Source organism: Ligilactobacillus sp. JN-6 (Y).1 (assembly GCF_058111525.1).
Genome location: NZ_CM176599.1, coordinates 976,712 through 996,391, shown reverse-complemented (window position 1 = coordinate 996,391; position 19,680 = coordinate 976,712). Strand labels below are relative to the sequence as shown.

14 protein-coding genes and 1 pseudogene are annotated in these 19,680 nt (G+C 37.9%); 2 read left to right on the top strand and 13 right to left on the bottom strand.

What is annotated here, in order from left to right; translation table 11 throughout:
* Window positions 1-64: 64 nt before the first annotated feature.
* The 12 genes and pseudogenes from AC3XNE_RS04650 to AC3XNE_RS04595 all read right to left on the bottom strand — a co-directional run bounded on the left by AC3XNE_RS04650 (window position 65) and on the right by AC3XNE_RS04595 (window position 16,454).
* Complete coding sequence (locus AC3XNE_RS04650) at window positions 65-1,501, bottom strand: FAD-binding oxidoreductase (RefSeq protein WP_489833143.1); 1,437 nt, start codon at window positions 1,499-1,501, stop codon at window positions 65-67.
* Between the two features lie 422 nt (window positions 1,502-1,923).
* Window positions 1,924-2,944 (bottom strand): annotated as a pseudogene (locus tag AC3XNE_RS04645) (Gfo/Idh/MocA family oxidoreductase).
* 169 nt (window positions 2,945-3,113) lie between these two features.
* The gene (locus tag AC3XNE_RS04640) at window positions 3,114-3,965 is read right to left on the bottom strand and encodes an aldo/keto reductase (protein WP_489833142.1); all 852 of its coding nucleotides are present in this window, start codon (window positions 3,963-3,965) and stop codon (window positions 3,114-3,116) included.
* An 843-nt stretch (window positions 3,966-4,808) separates the two neighbouring features.
* Window positions 4,809-5,408, bottom strand: coding sequence for a hypothetical protein (locus tag AC3XNE_RS04635; RefSeq protein WP_489833141.1), 600 nt, complete (start codon window positions 5,406-5,408; stop codon window positions 4,809-4,811).
* The gene (locus AC3XNE_RS04630) at window positions 5,381-5,929 is read right to left on the bottom strand and encodes a hypothetical protein (RefSeq protein ID WP_489833140.1); all 549 of its coding nucleotides are present in this window, start codon (window positions 5,927-5,929) and stop codon (window positions 5,381-5,383) included. The genes AC3XNE_RS04635 and AC3XNE_RS04630 overlap by 28 nt, the downstream gene beginning before the upstream one ends.
* Window positions 5,836-7,572, bottom strand: coding sequence for a TOTE conflict system archaeo-eukaryotic primase domain-containing protein (locus tag AC3XNE_RS04625; RefSeq protein ID WP_489833139.1), 1,737 nt, complete (start codon window positions 7,570-7,572; stop codon window positions 5,836-5,838). The genes AC3XNE_RS04630 and AC3XNE_RS04625 overlap by 94 nt, the downstream gene beginning before the upstream one ends.
* Before the next feature lie 350 nt (window positions 7,573-7,922).
* A complete protein-coding gene (locus AC3XNE_RS04620) occupies window positions 7,923-8,771 on the bottom strand; it encodes a sugar phosphate isomerase/epimerase family protein (RefSeq protein ID WP_489833138.1) in 849 nt (282 codons plus the stop codon).
* Between the two features lie 291 nt (window positions 8,772-9,062).
* Window positions 9,063-10,484, bottom strand: a complete 1,422-nt coding sequence (locus tag AC3XNE_RS04615) for an anion permease (RefSeq protein ID WP_489833137.1) — start codon at window positions 10,482-10,484, stop codon at window positions 9,063-9,065.
* Between the two features lie 288 nt (window positions 10,485-10,772).
* Entirely contained in the window at window positions 10,773-12,170 is a 1,398-nt protein-coding gene (locus tag AC3XNE_RS04610; RefSeq protein ID WP_489833136.1) for a flavocytochrome c, read from the bottom strand.
* Window positions 12,171-12,505: 335 nt separating this feature from the next.
* A complete protein-coding gene (locus tag AC3XNE_RS04605; RefSeq protein WP_489833135.1) occupies window positions 12,506-13,885 on the bottom strand; it encodes a class II fumarate hydratase in 1,380 nt (459 codons plus the stop codon).
* Between the two features lie 350 nt (window positions 13,886-14,235).
* Window positions 14,236-15,129, bottom strand: coding sequence for a LysR family transcriptional regulator (locus tag AC3XNE_RS04600; protein ID WP_489833134.1), 894 nt, complete (start codon window positions 15,127-15,129; stop codon window positions 14,236-14,238).
* A gap of 260 nt (window positions 15,130-15,389) precedes the next feature.
* Window positions 15,390-16,454, bottom strand: a complete 1,065-nt coding sequence (locus tag AC3XNE_RS04595) for a 2,3-butanediol dehydrogenase (protein WP_489833133.1) — start codon at window positions 16,452-16,454, stop codon at window positions 15,390-15,392.
* 786 nt (window positions 16,455-17,240) lie between these two features.
* On the opposite strand from AC3XNE_RS04595, the gene AC3XNE_RS04590 reads away from it, so the two are divergent.
* Both AC3XNE_RS04590 and AC3XNE_RS04585 read left to right on the top strand, forming a co-directional pair.
* Window positions 17,241-17,402, top strand: a complete 162-nt coding sequence (locus AC3XNE_RS04590) for a hypothetical protein (protein WP_489833132.1) — start codon at window positions 17,241-17,243, stop codon at window positions 17,400-17,402.
* A gap of 375 nt (window positions 17,403-17,777) precedes the next feature.
* Window positions 17,778-18,206 carry a transposase gene (locus AC3XNE_RS04585; protein WP_489833131.1) on the top strand — a complete coding sequence of 143 codons (429 nt, stop codon included), beginning with the start codon at window positions 17,778-17,780 and terminating at the stop codon, window positions 18,204-18,206.
* Window positions 18,207-18,283: 77 nt separating this feature from the next.
* On the opposite strand, the gene AC3XNE_RS04580 is transcribed toward AC3XNE_RS04585, so the two are convergent.
* Entirely contained in the window at window positions 18,284-19,678 is a 1,395-nt protein-coding gene (locus AC3XNE_RS04580) for a sugar porter family MFS transporter (protein ID WP_489833130.1), read from the bottom strand.
* Window positions 19,679-19,680: the final 2 nt, after the last annotated feature.

Genomic DNA, 19,680 nt, shown 5'->3' with positions numbered 1-19,680 from the left:
AATGAAGTAGCCCATAATTACCAGCCTTTTTGCCTAATAATTACGGGTTACTTCGTCATTTAGTTTAATTATTTTGAACTTTCACATTTTCCTTATCGGAAACGTGAAATGGAAATATTTTATCTGGATTTAAAATCAAGTTTGGATCAAACGCCAATTTTATCCGGCTCATCAATGCAACATAATCAGTTCCGTAGAAATCTTCGAAATAGTCCTTACGAGCAAAACCAATACCATGTTCACCAGACATTTCACCATTAGATCGTTTTGCAACTTGATACAGATCTTTGAAGATCCGATCCTTCTTTTCTTCGAACTCTTCATCAGAATAATCATCGCAACAAATATAGATATGCAAATTACCATCGCCCGCATGTCCAAAGTTAGGCAGTCTGACCTTCTCTTTTTTAGAGATCTTTCTAACTTCTTTTAAAACTAACGGGATCTTATTGATCGGTACCACAATATCTGCCTCATCCATCTTAGTGGTAGTTTGCTGGATGGCCGTTTCAAATTCTGACCGTGCATTCCAGACAGCCTGGGCGTCCAGGTCATCCGCCGTTAAGACCAGTGTATTGCTGACCTCATTTTCATTAGCGACATTGACAACCTCTGCCAATTCTCCATCGACTAGTTTATCATCATTACCATCAAAACCGATCATCAAATAGCCGCTGCCGTCTTTAACGGGGAACTGTTTGCCAGAATACTCCTCCCATTTTTCAACGTCTTCTTGGCTAAAATATTCAACACTAGTTGGTGTTAGACCCGCAGCAAATAATTTTGGCACAGAAGTGATGGCACGCTCAATATCAGGAAATGATAAAAGCATCGTTTTTTCAACTCGTGGACGAGGTATCAAACGTAACACGACTTCAGTCACAACTGCTAAAGTTCCCTCGCTTCCAATTATAAGGTCTTTAATATCGTAGCCCGAACTATTTTTAACCCTCTTATGACTGCAATGGATCCGTGTTCCATCAGCTAAAACTGCCGTTAACCCACGAACATGTTCACGAGTAGTCCCATATTTAACAGCCTTCATACCGCCAGCATTAGTATTAAGATTCCCACCGATCGCAGCCCATTTCATAGCTGGTGACGGAACATAAATAAATGGCTGATCAGCTAAATATTCATCAATGTCACGGATCCGTACCCCAGCCTGAACTGTCATCGTTAAACTATCGGGATCATATTCTAGGATCTTGTCCATTTTGATCATATCAAGGGCAATACCATGATCAACTGATATATTTGCTCCCATCAGTCCAGTTGCGTTACCACGAACGGTGACTGGTATCCTGCGTTCATTGGCATACTGCATCACAGCTGAAACTTCACCATTATCGACCGGTTGGACAGCCACATCAGGTGCCGCTTTTTTGTAATTGAACTGATCATGATCATAATGCTTCGTTGTAGGATAAAAGAAACGGTCTGTAGGAATAATTTTTCTCAAAGCTTCAATATCCTTATCTGACACTTTAGAATAATTCATAGTAAATCCCTCTTCCATATAACAAAACGCTTTCAAAATTAAAATAGAGTCTCACTGAACCTTGAAAATTTTCGATTGCTAAAAAGATGGCTCATTCTGATTCGTGTAGCAATACACGATCAAAGAAATTAAACTGCTTTATCAGTTAATAAAAGGCTTTTTAATAAAGCGAAATTATTCACAATTAAACACTCTCTATTATAGCAAAATTGTTACTTCTTTTATACGTAGGAAGCAATTCACCCATAATTTTTTTAACAAAAACTTGCTTATTCTTACAATATATCCTTCGGCGGTAATTTACGACAAATTTTGTAATTTTTCTTTCCTCTCTTACTGAAACCAAAACAAAAATCCCCAAGCACTGATAACTGTCACTTAAAACGTTACAGTCAATACTGGAGACTTTTGCTTAGTATATTTTATGCTTTAATTTGGTCAATGGCTTCTGAAAGCATCTTAACTTGCAGGATCGTTTCTTCATCTTTAACTGTTTTTTCCTTGTGATGAACTAAAGTTTCATAAATATCCTGATAGACACGACTATAATCGCCGACTTCAGAAACAACTTTTTCCTCATGGTATTTCCCTTGGTCATCAATATACGTCAAAGTACCATATTGTTCAGGTTGATCAACACCAAAATCATCATGGTCAAGCATATAAAACATTTTCAAATGCTCTTCTTGACGGTCTTTCGTTTCTTTAACGAACATCCCTTTTTGCCCATAAACCACAAAACTAGGCCGGGACTTTATCCGAAAATAACTTGATTTTACTGAAACTTTAAGGCCGCCATAATATAGATCGATGTCAAAATAATCGTTCATTCGCCCCTGGCCTAATAATTGACGGACATCATAGTGGACATCACCTGGTTTGCCAAATAATGAGATCACTTGATCAAGGGTGTGACAAGCATGACTATATACAAAACTATCAGCACGAGAAAATTCATGTGCGGCTTGTGGAACTTCAGGCCGGAAATAATCAAAGTGCATTTCAAGTTCTGTTAGATCACCTAATACACCACTATTGATCACCTTTTGTACAGTAAGAAAATCTGAGTCGTATCTCCTGTTTTGATAACACTGAATAAACAACCCTTTTTGTTTAGCTAATGAGAATAATTCTTCAGCTTCTTTCACTGTTTGTGTAAACGGCTTTTCCACTAAAACATTTTTCCCACACTCTAAAACCTCCTTAGCGTACCGATAATGAAATTTCGGCGTAGTTGAGATAACAACGAGGTCAATTTCAGGATCAGTATATATCTCATTGATATTCGTTGTATAATGTACACCTTCGATTCGTTTCCCAATCATCTTTCATATGGCGCGAAAACATAGTCTTAACACAAAACTTATCTTGCAGCTTTAACACAAAGGGTAAGTGATAACGATTTGCACTCTTGCCATTACCTATAAAAGCTAAATTTATCATTCTTTAGGGCCTCCATTTATTTTTAACAGCTTGGTCGAAACCTCTCCTACATATTGTAACAAAAGAGTTTATACAAACACCACTGAATACAAAATTCCATATGTATAAAAATGCTGGGGCAAAACTTTTATTTCTAAAAATTTTGTCTCAGCATCTTCTTTGCTATTTATTAATTGATAGCTAACGGAACTTTGTGGTCTGGCTTAGGATATTCTTGATCTAACCGTTCCTTTTCATCTTTAGACAATTCAATATTTGCCGCCTTCACGTTATCTGCAACATGTTGTGCTTTGCTACTTTGTGGGATAGCGATCGTACTTCCATTACGGATCACCCAAGCTAATAAAATAGCATGAGCACTAACACCATGAGCAGTTGCAATTTCTTGAACGACCTTATTTTCTAACATCGTTGTTCCTAATTCATTATGCAAACCACCGACCGGGCTATAAGCGATCAAAGGTAGTTCATGTGCTGCTTGCCAATCGGTCAAGTCATATTCTATCCCTCGAGTTTCAATATTATATAAATCTTCATTAACGGCTGCGTTCTTTCCTACAGGTAAAGCCCATAGTTCCTCTAAATCAGCAACATCAAAATTAGAAACACCCCAGGCACGGATCTTACCTGTTTGCTTTAAACGCTCTAATTCATTGATCGTTTCTGACAATGGTGTGCCACCACGCCAATGGTAAAGGTAAAGATCCAAGTGATCAGTATTCAATCTTTTCAAACTAGCATCTAAATGTTGCTCCATTTTTGCCTTAGATGCATTTAAAGGCAGAACTTTCGAAATCAAGAAAATATCATCACGCTTGTAGGGTTCTAATGCCTTGCTTACAAGAATTTCTGAGTTTCCAGATCCATACATTTCAGCAGTATCCACAACTTTTGCTCCTGCGTCGATCCCCGCACGGATAGCTTCGATCTCTTGCTTTTCTTTTGCTGGATCATCACCCATATGCCAAGTTCCGATTCCGATCGCAGGTACGGTTTGTCCTGAAAGATTTACTGTTTTCATCTTTATTCTCCTTCGTATTCTTAAAACTAAGCGAATTCACTTTAAACACTGTTACTTAATCCTGAAAAATAACTACAACCACAGTTTAAACCTAGCGTGTAGTTTGTATCAATCAATTGATTTTCCATCAAAAATTGCAGAAGAGTATGGTCTTGGAATAGTTAAGTAGATGGTATAAAACAGTACGTACTGCTTTAAAAAAATTACAGCAATTAGGTTATGTGGAACGTGACCAAGGAAAAGGCACCTTTGTCTTATATGTCAAAAACATTAAGCAAGAAAACTACAGTGAGAATTCATTTGACTATGAAGTGAAACAAAACCCAGCTCAAAGTTGCTTAAATTAAAATTCCTCGACTGTGGTCCTGAGTTAACCGAACGTTTTGATGTCTCTTCTACTGAAACTCCTAAAAATTGAAACGATCCGTTTGAACGATAAAGAACTCTATCCTTTTGGAAACTACTTCCTTGGTCTATGAATCTTTCAAAGATGTTCACTTAACACGATTTGAAAAAGAAAAAACTCAACGATGTTTAAGATAAAATCAACGTTACTAAACCAAGCGACAAATTGATCGACCTTTTGCATATTGACTCAATCACGCCGATCCTACAGGCAAAACACTCCTATTTAATAAAAAATGTCCTTCTTGAACTAATTATTTCACATGCTCGTGCCGATAAGTTTGAATATAACATCTCATATCGAAAATAACATTTTTGTACAAACCTTTGCTCAATCTGTCAAAGGCTGCTTATACCTTTTGACAGACTGAGCATTTTTATAAATTCGCTACAGTTTATCTATTATTAGCTCCTAACAGCTTTTTACTATCTATTTGCTTATTCTTTCTGTTGAATGATTCTTCTGAATCCATTAATAGTATCCGAACTAGTAATACATACGGCAATCCCTTTGTCAGAATTAAAGCCTTTATCCGAGCATAACCATAGCTCTCTATTGTCTATTAAAATACACTCTGGCATGTTATCTACTGACAACGTATATGAAATTGAATAACTCTTTAATTTTTTGGCATAAAAATCACTGATTTCACCTAGCACAATTTTATATTCACTCTTCAAACTATTGATTATTTTCCAAAAAATAAATGGAGACATAAAACTTGCGGCTATCATAACTTCAGTTGAATCTTTTAAACTCTTTAAAATTGCCGATTGATAACTACCCTCATATAAATCAACGTTAGGCCTACGACTATTTTTATCTTCTTGAATCTTATACCCTAAATCCTTATATGCACTCTTCCTTTTTTGGTACATCTTTGCAAAAGAAGGTATCAGCATGTCGACATAGTCATAAACTCGCAGTTCACTTTTTTTATCCAGATTTCTTTGTATCCTACCTAAATACTGAAAAATAGTTCCCTTCCATGAATTAGGCATTGCCAAAATTATCGTATCAAGAGTTCCGATATCCATTCCCTCACCAGCATATTTTGCTGTTGCAAAATGATAAAGGGTTTATTTAGTTCACCGATTTTTTCTATACTTACCTTATTTTTTTGTGCGCCTTGTGCTCCACATAATTTGAAAATTGGACAATTTATAGTATCCTTTAACATTTCTTCTAATTTTTCAATATGGTCTAAGCGATGAGTCAGCAATAGGATATGACGCCTCTCGCTTAGGTTTTTCTGAATATCTAGTATTAGGCTTTTATTTCTTTCATTTTCATCTGTTAATATCCCAAAGTTTTCATTAATACTGTTAGTTTTTAATTCAGCTAGGTTCAGTCCTACTTCAGTAAAACGAGGTATTATCACCCTATTTGTTTTAAGTACATAGGATGTATCGACCAATTCAGTCTGATAGCGAATTTGACCCATCCTTAGTGTAATTATTTTACTTAAACCGTCTTGACGGTATGGAGTCGCCGACAGACCATAAATATATTTAGCTCTGATATTTTTAAAAACCGAATCATACGAAAAAGCTGGCAAATGATGAACCTCATCAAATATGACCATTCCATAATCATCAAGTATTCCTGATCTTTTTTTGTTTCATTAAATGATCGAATCGTAGCGACATCCACTATGCCGCTACGATTATGGGTAGTACCATAATACTTACCGATCACATTTTTCTTACGCCTTCGTCCAGTGGCAGTGAATTCCACAACCAAAGGAACACTTGAGATCTTGAGAAAAGACTTTAGTCGTTTGACCCATTGTTGCGCCAAATCACGGTTATTAACTAAAACCAAAGTACTGACTTTCTTTGTTGCTATAATACTAGCAGCAATTACTGTCTTACCAAAACCTGTACGCGCCGCCAAAATACCATGTGAATGCTCAAGCATTCTTTCTTTTGCAACTTTTTGTTCCTTTTTTAAATTCCCGTTAAAACGAACTTTAATTGAATTTCCACCAATTGTTTGATCCATCCAGTCTATATACGTAACTTGATCATTAAGCTCATCTTCAAGACCACGAGGTAAACATATATAATCAGATAAATCTATAGATAGATCTATTATTCGTGGAGTTTTATACGTTGACAACCTGTTCTTTTGTCGTTTAAAAAATTGTGGATTCCAAAAAGCACCTAAAGTTTTTAAATAGCTAATTTGTTTTGCAGAAAGTCCTTCCTTTGAAACATAGAGCATATTACCTTTAATAATTTCTAACCCGTCAATGTATATCTTGTTTGAAAGAAGATTTTCCTGTATGCTTCGTTGATTCTCTGGGAGAATTTCAATCTGATTTTGCCCCTCGAAATCTGCAAGGATCTTATCTACTGAATTTTCATCTAAACGATCAACTTTAACTAAAATTTGCCACTGATCACTATAAGGAACAAAATCGTTATTCACAAAAACAGTTTTGTTTTCTTTGCGTCGTTGACCTTGTAATGGCGCTGCAATTAAACTCCCTGGTCTATCCTTTTGAATAAAATCTTGACTTGGAAAAATCCTATCAAATGCTGAAAAAGATACTGAAGAGGAATATTCCATGCTTGCCTGCAAAATTTTATCTGCCAGCTTTCTTGCTTTATTTGCTTTGATCCTGGTATTAAAGAAAACCCACATATGACATCCGTTGCCCGACTGAGATATCTCAACTAATACTGGAACATGATGTTTATTACATACAGCGCGAATAGTTTTGCAAATTTCTTGCCAATTTTGTTTATCGATATCGATAACAACAAACTTACAAGTATTATCCTCATACATAGGATACAATCCAATAAACTCACTTTTTTGGTTATCTAAATGTGAGATCAAAGTTTCATCGGTTAGCGGGATCCAAGCTTCTTTGTCTCTAAGAGGTCGTCCATTTTTAAATTGCGTGACTGGCGCATAAGTATCTTTTTGTACCTTTTTATTGTAATATCTATGAGCATATACATCATCTCGTCCTACAAATAGATCCTTGTAAATTTTTAGGCGATAAGAAAGTCGTGCTTCTATCTCTTTGTCAACAGATAAAAAGGAGATCAGGTTAGCAATCGGACAAACAAAATACTCATTAGTACCAACAATGCGATAAACAGCCATTTTCCCTTGTTTATATACACTTTGATCCTGAGCTGTTGCCACTAATTCATACTGTTTGTTATTCATTAAAAAAACTTGCACTCGAAACACTCCCATGCTGAATACTACTAACAAGTATAAACTGCTTGTGTTCTTTTTAACACAATAATCACGTTAATTACAATTTGGCTCAATTAATTCTTGAAAATGTATCTATTTTGCTAATAAATCGTCGGATCGTTGATTAAAATCAAGCGGCCTTTCTTACCCAAATGCATTTAAACACAAAGACCACTGCCAGTCCTATTACAAAACTAACAGTGGTTACTATTGCAAACTAAAAAGAACCATAAATTAATTTCCTTTGGGTTTAAGAGTCAACTTTTTAGGAACTGAATTTAAACTCTTCATTGTCTTAAAGTATCGATCTCATTTTAAGAGAGCACAGGTTCTTACTTGTTCTTTGGAAGAAGCTCAGGCCATGCAGTTTTTAAAACTTTAACTGCATTATCATACGTATACTGAGCGAGCCGATCGATACCTTTTTTCATCAGCTCATCGTTTGCAACTTCGACCCCCACAACTTCAGGACTCACACCGGACTCCTTAAGCATTTCGACAAAGCCAACTGTATTCGTTTCCCCGGTGCCCGGCGCTAATCGATCATGCATCGACTCATCGCGCAACATCGCTGAAGCATACGGCCTTTTGTAAGCATCGTCTAATTGAATTGAAATTACCTTTCTAGCCTGTTCTTTGGTCAAAAGTTCAGTGTATGACTGATCAGCACGGACCCACTGCCATTGGTCCAGCAATAACATCACATTATCACGGCCAGCTTTCTGCAAGATCTGCCATGTTCTGGCAAAATTTGTCAAACCGCCATATGGCATTGGCTCTAAAGTAACAGTTAATTTACCAGCCCTTTCAGCCAATTCACGCAATTTTTGTGCGGTGTAGTCGATAGAATATTTTTCCATCAATCCAGTATTAACATGCTTGACACCAAATAAAGCGCACATATGGAAACATATTTGCTCCTTATATTTCTGTTCGTAGGAACGTGGATCTTCGCACCATCCAAAAATATCTTCGACCTCAGTGCATTTAATTTGATATTTGTCCAGCATCGCCAGAAGATCTTGGTCGGTATATCCCTCAGCTAACGCATCCACGTACGTTTCGGCTCGCAATCCGACCCCTTCAAAACCAGCATTAGCTGCCGCTTTGATCCGTTCTTCAAACGAACATTTATTTCCAAGGGTCCACGCACTAACTGTAATTGGATGGCCTTCACTCATATTTTTCGCTTCCTCCCCTGTATTTTATTTGAAGTTATCACTTCAAATACAGCACTTTTTAGCAAAAATGTAAAGTAATGAGTGGAAATGAGACGCTTGCCTTACCCGATAGACCGTTGAATTTGCTAAAGAAGCTATGACCAAAATCACTACTTTTAGTCTCTAAACAAAAAATAGGTCAAGGCAGTTTTACAGAAAATTTTATACAAAAAGCCCCAATACGACGGGGCTTTTCTGTATTATTTAATTTTCAAACTTTAGATAGTCAATGAACTTTCAGTTGCTGCTTTTTTACCAGATCCCGATAACTTTAGTCCATAATGTACCGATACCAAGCCAGATCACCATGTAAACTAAACCTAATACAAAGTTCATCTTCCACCATTCACCTTGCGTTACATATTTTGAGCCAAAGTAAATTGGTGCCGGGCCCGATGCATAATGAGTCGTTGAACCAGCAAGGTTACCAAAGAAACCAAGCATCAATGCAGCCAACAAAGGCGGTACACCAGCTGCGATCGATACCCCGAGTAAGGCAGCATACATTGCGCTAACGTGTGCAGTAGCACTAGCAAACATATAATGACTATAGAAATATATCAAGATGACTAACAGTAAGACTAAGAACCAGTTCATGTTGCCTAAGCTGCCAACGATCAATTTACTAAACCACGGAATAAATCCAAGTTTATTTAATTGAGTTGCCATCATAACGAGAACAGAGAACCAGGTCAATGTATTCCAGGCACCAGTTTCTTTTAAAACATCCTGCCAGTTTAAAACTCCGGTCAACAGCAATAATCCTAGTGCAACGAACGCTGTAGTGGTTGCATCAATATTGGTCAAGCTTCCCGTCATCCATGAAATAAGTGCTAAGATAAAGATACCTGTCATGATTTTTTCAGAAGTAGAGAATTTGCCCATTTCTTCGAGTTGATCATCAGCCCATTGTTTAGCATTCGGAGTTTCTTTGATTTTTGGCGGATACATTTTATAAATCAAGAAAGGTATCAAAATCAAGGAAATAATACCAGGCACTAAGGCTGCCAAAAACCAAGACATCCAACTAATATTGACATTAGCGTCGCTGGCAAAGGCTTGAGCTAAAGGATTCCCTGCCATCGCCGTCATAAACATAGCCGAAGTAATAATATCTCCATGATACTCTGCAAAAACTAAAAACGAACCGATCTTCTTACGTGATTCATTGTCATCTGGACTAGAATGAAAAGCATCAGCCAAAGACTCGATGATCGGATAAACAACCCCACCCGCACGGGCTGTATTACTTGGAGTTGCAGGCGCTAATACCAAATCAACACCAATGATCGAATAGGCTAAATTTAAAGTCTTTTTACCAAACAAAGAAACAAAATTCAAGGCTATCCTACGTCCCAGACCAGTTTTAATAAACCCTCGGGAAATGAAGAAAGCCATTGCTATCAGCCAGATACTACTATTACCAAAACCAGCGACCGCAGTATCGATATCTACGACATTAGTTAAAGTCAAGACCACGAAACCAATGATAGAAACCGCACCGATCGGTAAAGGTTGAGTAATACAGCCAACGATCGTTGCCAGAAAAATTGCAAACATTCGCCATGCCGCAACAGATAGGGCTGCTGGACGTAACGGCGTACAGAACCATAAGACTAGTCCAATTAGAACTGGCCAAAAGAATTTTTTATACTGTTCCTTACTCAATAACACATATATCACCTTTCCTCGTGATAGTTCTATTGTTATTTTGATCAGTGAACTTCTTCCAAATACCGAATGCTAGATGCAGACTTTTAGTAAAAAACAGCTAAACTAAAGGCCATACTTTTTCAAAAAAGAAAAACTGCAAACAAAACAAGCATTTTTTGTCGCTTGCCTCCCTTTTTAACAGGCCACTGTCTTTAAGAAAAAGTACACTGCCCTAGTTTAGCTGTTTAAGACTTATTACTTTTTACTAACTTATAAACACGTATGAATAGCTCACGATCAAATTTCGATTTACTTCAAACTTGCCAAGTATTTATACGCCTGCTGTCCGGTTTGACGGCCAAAAACAACAGTCTCGGCAATAGAATTACCACCGATACGATTATTACCATGTAAACCACCAGCTACTTCACCACCGGCAAATAGCCCAGCGATCGGAGTACCTGCTTCTGTTAACACGTGTGACTTAGCATCAATTTTAAGTCCGCCCATCGTATAATGAACAGCTGGAGCAATGTGGATTGCCTCATAACCACCATGGTCGATAGTACGATCCATCCCTGAATCACGACCAAAATCGTTATCTTTTCCGGCAGATACTGCCTTGTTCCAATCGCTAACTGTTGCTTGAAGTTTGTCAGGATCGATCTCAATATTTTGAGCCAGATCTGCTAAAGAATCTCCATGTTTAACTAAACCAATGTGGTCGTAAAAATTGATTGCCGGTACACTTTCACGGATACCAGAATCATAGATCAAATAAGCACTCTTTTCCGGCAAAGCATTGATGGCATTTGTCACATTTTTGCGCGTATCTAATTCATTTACAAAACGTTGCCCTTGGGCATTAACGAGAATTGCCCCTTCGCCACGGGTTGCTTCACCGATCAAATAGGCATGTCCTGTATCTTGCTGGACTGTTGGATGAACCTGGATCTGATCCATATCAACAAGACCTGCTCCGATCCCAGTAGCTAATTCAATACCGTCGCCCGTTGCTCCGACTTGGTTAGTTGTTTCATAGCCATCGAGGTCTGGCCGGTATTGTTTGATCAACTCTTTATTAGCCCCAAAACCACCAGTTGCCAAAATGACTGCCTTAGCCTTGATTTGCTTTGTTTCATTATTTGGCAATTTAACGTTTAAGCCTTTGACCTGCTCATCATCAGCCAATAATTTATCTACTGTTACATTTGCAAACAATGGAATTTCTTCTTTTTCGATCTGCTTTAAGAGCTCAGTTACCAAGTAACCCCCGATCGCAGCTTTGTTAGCAGGGCGATGAGTCCGCTTGATCTTCATCCCACCAGTGATCGTTATATCATTCAAAACGATCCCACGATCAGCCAGCCAGTCGATAGCTAAGGCACCATGAGAAGTGAAATAATCCAACATCTCTTTGTTATTTAAACCGCCACCACCTTTAAGAGTCTCTTGGTAAAAGTCTCCAAAGCTGTCAACGATATGATGCTGTAACTGAAGATCTGTTTCAGCAGCGTTCATACCGGAAGAGGCACGGTTTGTATTTCCACCCATCTTGTCCATCTTTTCCAAGATGACCGGTGAAAGCCCTAATTCTTTCGCTTGTAATGCTGCAACCATCCCAGTTCCACCGGAACCGATGATCACTAAGTCATAGTTATCCTTTAATTTTGCTAAATCTGTTGGCTTAAAAATATATTTCGCCATTTTTTAATTTCCTCCCCTATAAAGTAGGAATCATGTTCTTTGTTGACCCGGTAAGTCAGGATCGTTACCTGACTTCCACCTTGTTTATAGTCGGGTTCCGTGTGGCAGAAGGTTCCACCTAGCTAATTTCCCCACTACATTGCAAAAAGAGCAATATGGCGGAGAGATCTGCTAGTGCTCACTTTCTAAGCGCCACACTTCACTCTGTTTTCTTAGTTAGGTTCCATGAAGCAGAAAGTTCCGCCTACCCCAGTCTAGTCATACAATGCGATTTTGGCGCTGTATGACTAGACTACGATAATGCCCACTTTCTGCCGCTTCACTCTACCCTGTTTTTAGATATTCGTCATCTTTAACGGGTCTACCCATTCATCAAACTGTTCTTCTGTTAACTTGCCTGATGCCAAGGCTGCTTCTTTTAATGTCGTGCCGTTCTTGTCTGCATCCTGTGCAATTTTGGCACTATCATGGTAACCAATATGTGGTGACAAAGCTGTCACAGTCATCAAAGAATTTTTAACTAATTCAGTCATTCTTTCTTGATTAACTGTTAATCCGTGTATCATCTTGTCAGCAAAACCTGTAATCGTCCCTGTTAATAAATCAGCCGATTCAAGGAATGCTTGGATCAAAACAGGTTTGTAAACATTCAGCTGAAAATTACCTTGTGAGGAAGCCATGTCTACAACAACGTCATTTCCGATGACACGAACGGCTGCCATTGTAATTGCTTCAGCTTGCGTTGGATTGACCTTCCCTGGCATGATAGATGACCCTGGTTCATTAGCTGGAATATTCAATTCACCATAAGCTGAACGCGGTCCACTAGCTAAGAAACGAACATCATTAGCGATCTTCATACAATCTGCAGCCAAGGTCTTCATTGCACCATGAACAACATTCAAGCCTGAGTGTGCTTCCAAGCCATAGAATTTATTTGTATCTGCGTCAAACTTCAGACCATAAATTTCACTCACTTTGTCTGCGATGTTTGCAGCAAAATGTGGGTCCGCATTCAAACCAGTCCCAACAGCAGTTCCACCCATAGGGAATTCAAGTAAAGTATCATCTAATTTTTGCAAGTATGACAGATCATGTTCTAACATGCTGACCCAACCACTAACTTCTTGTCCAAATGTCAACGGTGTTGCGTCCTGCAAATGAGTCCGGCCGACTTTAACTACCTTCCAATACTTGTCTCGCTTAACTTTTAATTCATCGATCAAATGACTAACTGCTTTTTCCAGATCTTTGACAGCCACACTGGCAGTCATATTCATTGCTGTTGGAAAAATATCATTAGAGCTTTGTCCACGGTTAACATCGTCATTAGGTAAGATCTCTGTGCCATCACCTAATTTAGTTGCTAGACGTGCAACAACTTCATTGACATTCATATTCGTCTGAGTACCCGAACCAGTTTGATACACTTTAAGTGGAAAATCAGCACGCAATTTTTCATCAGAAAGATCCAACAAAGAATCTACAGCTTTGATAATAGGCCCAGTTTTTTCTTCAGGCAATTGGCCTTCTTTTTCATTTGATTGAGCAGCGGCCTTTTTGATCTGTAAAAGTGCTTTGATAATTTCTAACGGAATGTAACTGCCTGTCGGAAAGTTATTTCTACTCCGTTCGGTCTGGGGTCCCCATAAAGCAGCTGCAGGTATTTCAACTTTTCCTAGTGTGTCTTCTTCTATTCTAATATCTTTAGCCATAATACTTGACCTCCTATAATGTCTTATATTACATAACAACAAAAGTCAGAACTTCTACATGATCACGTTTATCATTTTTAAATAAAATCACCCGGTTTAAATTTTTATGTGTTAATTTATTCACATAAACTAGTAAAAACTAAAATGGGCACTCCTTTCTTTACAATTTAATAATAGCGGTGAAAATAGCGTATAGTCAAACGTAACAGGAGTTATAATTTTAATTTATGACTCTGTTAAACTAGGCATTTGTCACTTAATTTTCACAGATATAGTTTTATACAATAAAAAATAATTATTTTTTCACAATATTTAAAAAGCCAACAGGCTCCTTCCTCTTGGCTTGTTCATTAACTTTTTAGTTTATCTTTGATCTTTAATAACTGGGTGACAAGTTCCCATTCCCGGTCCTTTAAAAGATAATTTTTCCTAGTGACAATTGAAATATTGAATTTTTCAGCAAACGTAGCTGTCAGCGGGGTACTCTTTAACTTATCTCCTAAAGCGACCGCGTCTCCTACAAGTAATGCGACCCCCGAATTTTGTTCAACCATCCTTTTTAAAATTGAAATGCTTTGAGTCTTAAAAACAATATTTGGCGTAAACCCTACCTCATTTGAATAATGTTCCAAAACTTGCCGGTGGATGAATTTACTATCCAATGTTATGAACTTCTCATTCTTTAGATCCGCGAAAGATATTTGATCATACTTTTTTAACCAGTGCTTATTTGAAGAAATAATTGCAAAATCTCTGTCGGTGATCTTAGTTGCGGCTAGTCGCGAGTCGTTTATTGGTGCAAAACTACCCAGCAAAGCAATATCTATCTTTCCGTTCAAAAGATCATTTGTCAATTGCTCAGAACCTGATTCATCCACAACTAAGCTTTGCAACAAACTGTTTTCACTCAATTCAGGAGCTATTAGTGGTAAATACAGATTCCCGATAATCGGAGGCAGGCCAAACCTTATTTTCTCTTTAGAAAAATTATCGATCTCAACGGTGGCAAGGTGTACTTCATTCAAAATTTTATCCGCATGCTCGTATAATATTTTTCCCGAAGGCGTTATTTTCAAGAAATTTTGTGAGTGATCTCGGGACACAAGCTGCGTTTGTAAGCTATTTTCCAACCGTTTGATCGCTAAAGTCACAGTTGGCTGTCTAACGTCAAAGTGCCTTGCAGCTTCAGTAAAACTGCCAACTTTACACAGATAGCAAAAGTAATTTAAATCGTTTAATTTCATCCTGACCCTCCAGCAAATCGGACAAATATTGAACAGTACCAGTTCAAAACAAAATCAGTATTTAATTTAAGGGACCTTTAATTATGTAACAGCAACAATACCTATGAACATTGTAGCAAACTTACACTTCTTTAAAACAATTTATTATACTAAAAAATACCCCCCTCCATCGAAAAACGATAAAAGAAAGTATTTCTTGAAGTTATTGCCCTTCTACCCACAAAGATAGAATTATTGTTTTCTTAATTTATGGGCCAATGTTACATTTCAGGAGAGATCATAACTTTAACTTGTGATTTGTCATTTTGTAATGACTTGATCCCTTCAATAGTTTCATTCAAAGGAATCTTTTTTGTGATCATTTTCTGGAAAGTCTCTTGGTTGTTATTGATAATATTGATAACTATTGGGAAGGCATTTTCATAACCTAAGGTCGTATGGATATTATGGCCTTTCATAATTGCATCATTAATATCAAGCTCGATCGACTTGCCGAATAAAGCATCAACTTGAATCAAACCAGTTACAGTCGTGGCTTGAGCAGCTGTATCAAATGTAGCTTGAACGCCAGCACATTCAAAACTAATATCCACACCATCAGGCAGATCTTCATGGATCTTTTCAACAACATCTTCTTTTGTTGGGTTCAATGTATTTTCAATGCCAACTTCTTTAGCCTTAGCAAGGCGAACGTCTGAAACATCGGAAATGTAAACTTTTGTTGCCCCAGCGATCTTAGCCAAAACAGCAGTACATAAACCGATCGGTCCAGCACCCATAACTGCGACTGTTTGGCCTTCGATCAAACCACTACGCTTGATACCTTCATAAGCCACGGCAGTTGGTTCAGCTAAAGCTCCTAAATCAAAGCCCATTTCATCAGGTAACTTATGTGCAAACTTAGCTTGAACATTAGCATATTCAGCCATACCACCATCGTCTGAAACACCAATAAAGTTTCCACTACCATCACGTCCAACAGCATGCAAACAATAATTGTACATACCTTTCATACAATTCCGACAATGACCACAAGCCAAGATAGGTTCGATCGCGATCCTGTCACCAACTTTGACATCCTGCACACTCTGACCAACTTTAACTACTTGACCAGAAAATTCATGTCCTTCGGTGATCGGAACTGTCTTACCAGACAAAGGATTCTTTTCATATGGTAAAGAAAGTCCTTCTGAATACATGTGAATATCACTACCACAGATCCCTACGAACTTAACTTTAACTTGTACCTGGTCATCTTTAGGTTCAGGAATATCAACATCCTCGATCCGAATATCTTGTTTGCCATAAATTCTTGCTGCTTTCATTACCGTATTACCCCTTTCTATTCAACAAGTTAAACGTATCACATAAATGAAACCGTTGTCAATAACAAGATTTTATACAATATACATTTGGGTTATAGCTTCTTAAGTTTTATCAAATAAGTTTTTGTTCTTGCTTTTACCATGTTCCCATAAAATATCAACCAAAATACAAGGCTATCACTACTTATCATGGGTGATAAATATCACGACATATTATTTAAAAATAATGAACTAAAAGCGCTTTTAAATTTGAAAGATATAAACCAAATAAAACAATAACTATTGGTACTATACACGCGTGTACCTTCCCACTTTTAAAATAAAAGTCCTAAAGGTTGAAAGTTAAAAAATAACCGGGCTTGTGGAGTGCTCCACAATTGTTAGACATAGAAACTAACAACTATAGGGCACTTCATTGTTGTATCGTTGATTTTTGTTAATAAAATAGACACAAATTGCTCTGCATCCTATAATTAAGTCGTCAAAAACTAATAAGGGAGAGTAATTTATGTCCACTTCCAATATACAACAATCAGCTCAAAATAAAACCACTTTAATTGCACGTTTTCGTAAGTTCTTGCAGGTGATCAATTTCGCCCAAGTGTAACGTCGGTCCAATGATTATTGTGCCCGCGGGAGCAAGCTGACCAAACTTGTCAGCTGAATTTTACTAGCCTTGTTCCAACGTTTGACCCTGAACCGAGACGCCACTCCAACTGCTTTTTCGAAAAAACGATCCGTAACTTTTTAAATGACCGCCATATCAACTGGCAGTGGCTGGTCAGCTTGGCAGGACGTAACCAGATCACGGGACTCAGTCCCTTTAACGACTTGAGCCGAAAAGTGGCCCTGATCATTGACGACACTTTATTCAAACGAGCTCATTCGAAAAAAACTGAACTGTTAGCGAATGTTTATGATCATGCTGCACCGCAAGAACAGCCGTGATATGTCAAGGGTTTTCGGAGTTTGACGATTGGATGGAGTGGCGGCAATATTTTCCCATACCCTTGAAGTTTGCTTTAAAGTCATCTGGAAAGCTAAAAATCGGCTCGACCGTGAACCACAAACAGCTGACCAGCGTACTTTGGCGGCTCAGTGTTATGCCCAAGCTAAACGGCACATAAATAATTCGCCGTTGAATTAATTAGTAGCTCAAAGTTCTAAAAACCGGGGTCAAAGCCAGCTATGTTCTCTTTGCCAGTTGTTATGCCTATCACAAAGCTTTCAAAAAATTTCAAGAATTAAGTCTCGCTGCTGTCGGTCGTTTAAGAACATCACAAAAACTTATTTTATCTATCGCGGGCGTCATTATAGTGTTCAATGTTGTTTCAACGCTTTAAAGGCTTAAAATATTGCGTTCATGACAACTATCTCTACAGTACGGTCGTTGAGTTCGCTAACCAGGACCACTTGCGCTTAAAAATAGTCTTTATTCAAAATCGAACGGACAAGGGACACTATATCGCCTTGGCAACTTCTAAACCTAGTCTGACACCGGAAAAAGTCATTCAATTATATACCCAGAGATGGCAGATCGAATGTGTTTTCAAAACTTTAAAACAATCTCTGCAGTATGACCAGCCCCAAACCCAGAATTATGACGTTTTGTGTGGCTATGTGGCACTAACATTTCTCGCTTATGACTTGTTGGTCCTAATCCAACGCCAGGAAAATAATTCCAAAACTTTAGGCGGTATTTTTACGCGGCCAATCAGTTTCTCGCGGACATTCCACTTTTACAAGCTGTGAAACGGTCGCTTGCTTTATAAGAACATTGTAAAAAACCGCTCAACGGAGTTAGGCTACAAAGAGAATGCATTTGTATACTATAGCGATTTTTGAATTTGTTCCAGGGATTTACCTGCAGTTTCTTCAATAAAGAAGTGGGTAAATACGGCCATAATAACGCAAAACGAACCAAAAATAATATACGTCATTACACTCCCAAACTTACCTAACATCATCGGAAATAATTGAGTTACGCCATACGTAGCTGCCCACAATGCGAAGGATGCGAGTGACGAAGCTCGTCCACGAATACGATTTGGAAAAACTTCTGAAATTAATACCCAAGCTCCACCTCCCCATGAAAGTTCAAAGAAAACAGTATGCAAAACGATCATAGAAATGATGACAATATCTAGAGTTCGAGAAATTGGATTCTGTTCAAAACAGAACGCTAGAATAAACAAACAAGCTGCCATTCCAACTCCACCTAAGATCAATAATTTCTTTCGACCAATTTTATCGACTAAAAACATGAAAACAGCAACAAAAACAACTTTCACTAGTCCAATCAGAACGGTTTCAATTAATGAAGCTTCATTGCCAGCACCTGCCTGTCTAAATATCATAGGAGCATAGTACGCAACCGCTGAGACTCCAGATAATTGTTGAAAAACCGCAGCCATAACTGCGACAAAAAGCGCCATCCGGAAACCCTTTTTAAACAATTCTCCCCAAAAACCTTTTTGTTCTTCAAAAATAGAGGAACGTATTTCCTTAATTTCGCTATGAATTTCACTTGTGGGATAATTAGGGCCATATATGTTTTGCAGAACGTCTTTAGCGCGGTCATCTTCTTCATTTTTGATAAGGAAGCGTGGACTTTCAGGAATTAAAAACAACAGGACAAAGAATATCAGACCAGGAACTGCGCCAGCAAAAAACATCATTCTCCAACCCGTATTCTGATTCCATTCTAAAGAATGTGTATTAGCAATTAGAGAATTGATAACGTAAACAATAAACATCCCCAATGCCACCGCAAGTTGATATCCGCCAACCATAGTCCCACGTATTTTCTGGGGAGCTATTTCGGCGATATAAAGTGGAACTAGAGTGGAGACCATTCCAATACCAATACCACCAATCAATCTAGCGGTAATTAAAAATGCGATATGGGTCGCTAAACCACATGCTAAACTCGAAAAAATAAATAATAAGGCTGATGTGAAAAGGACGGGTTTACGTCCAAATTTATCCGCCAACCAGCCAGCTAATAAGCATCCAAACATCGCTCCAAAGGGGATACATCCAGAAACAAAGCCTAACATACCAGAAGACATATGAAATGTGTGTTGAATAAAGTTAAGTGCCCCTGAAATAACACCTTGATCATATCCGAATAAAAGCCCACCTATTGCCGCAACAATAACGACCAAAACCGAATACTTTGTAGTTTTTTTTTCGAAAACAACTTGTGTTTCATTATTCGTCAAAA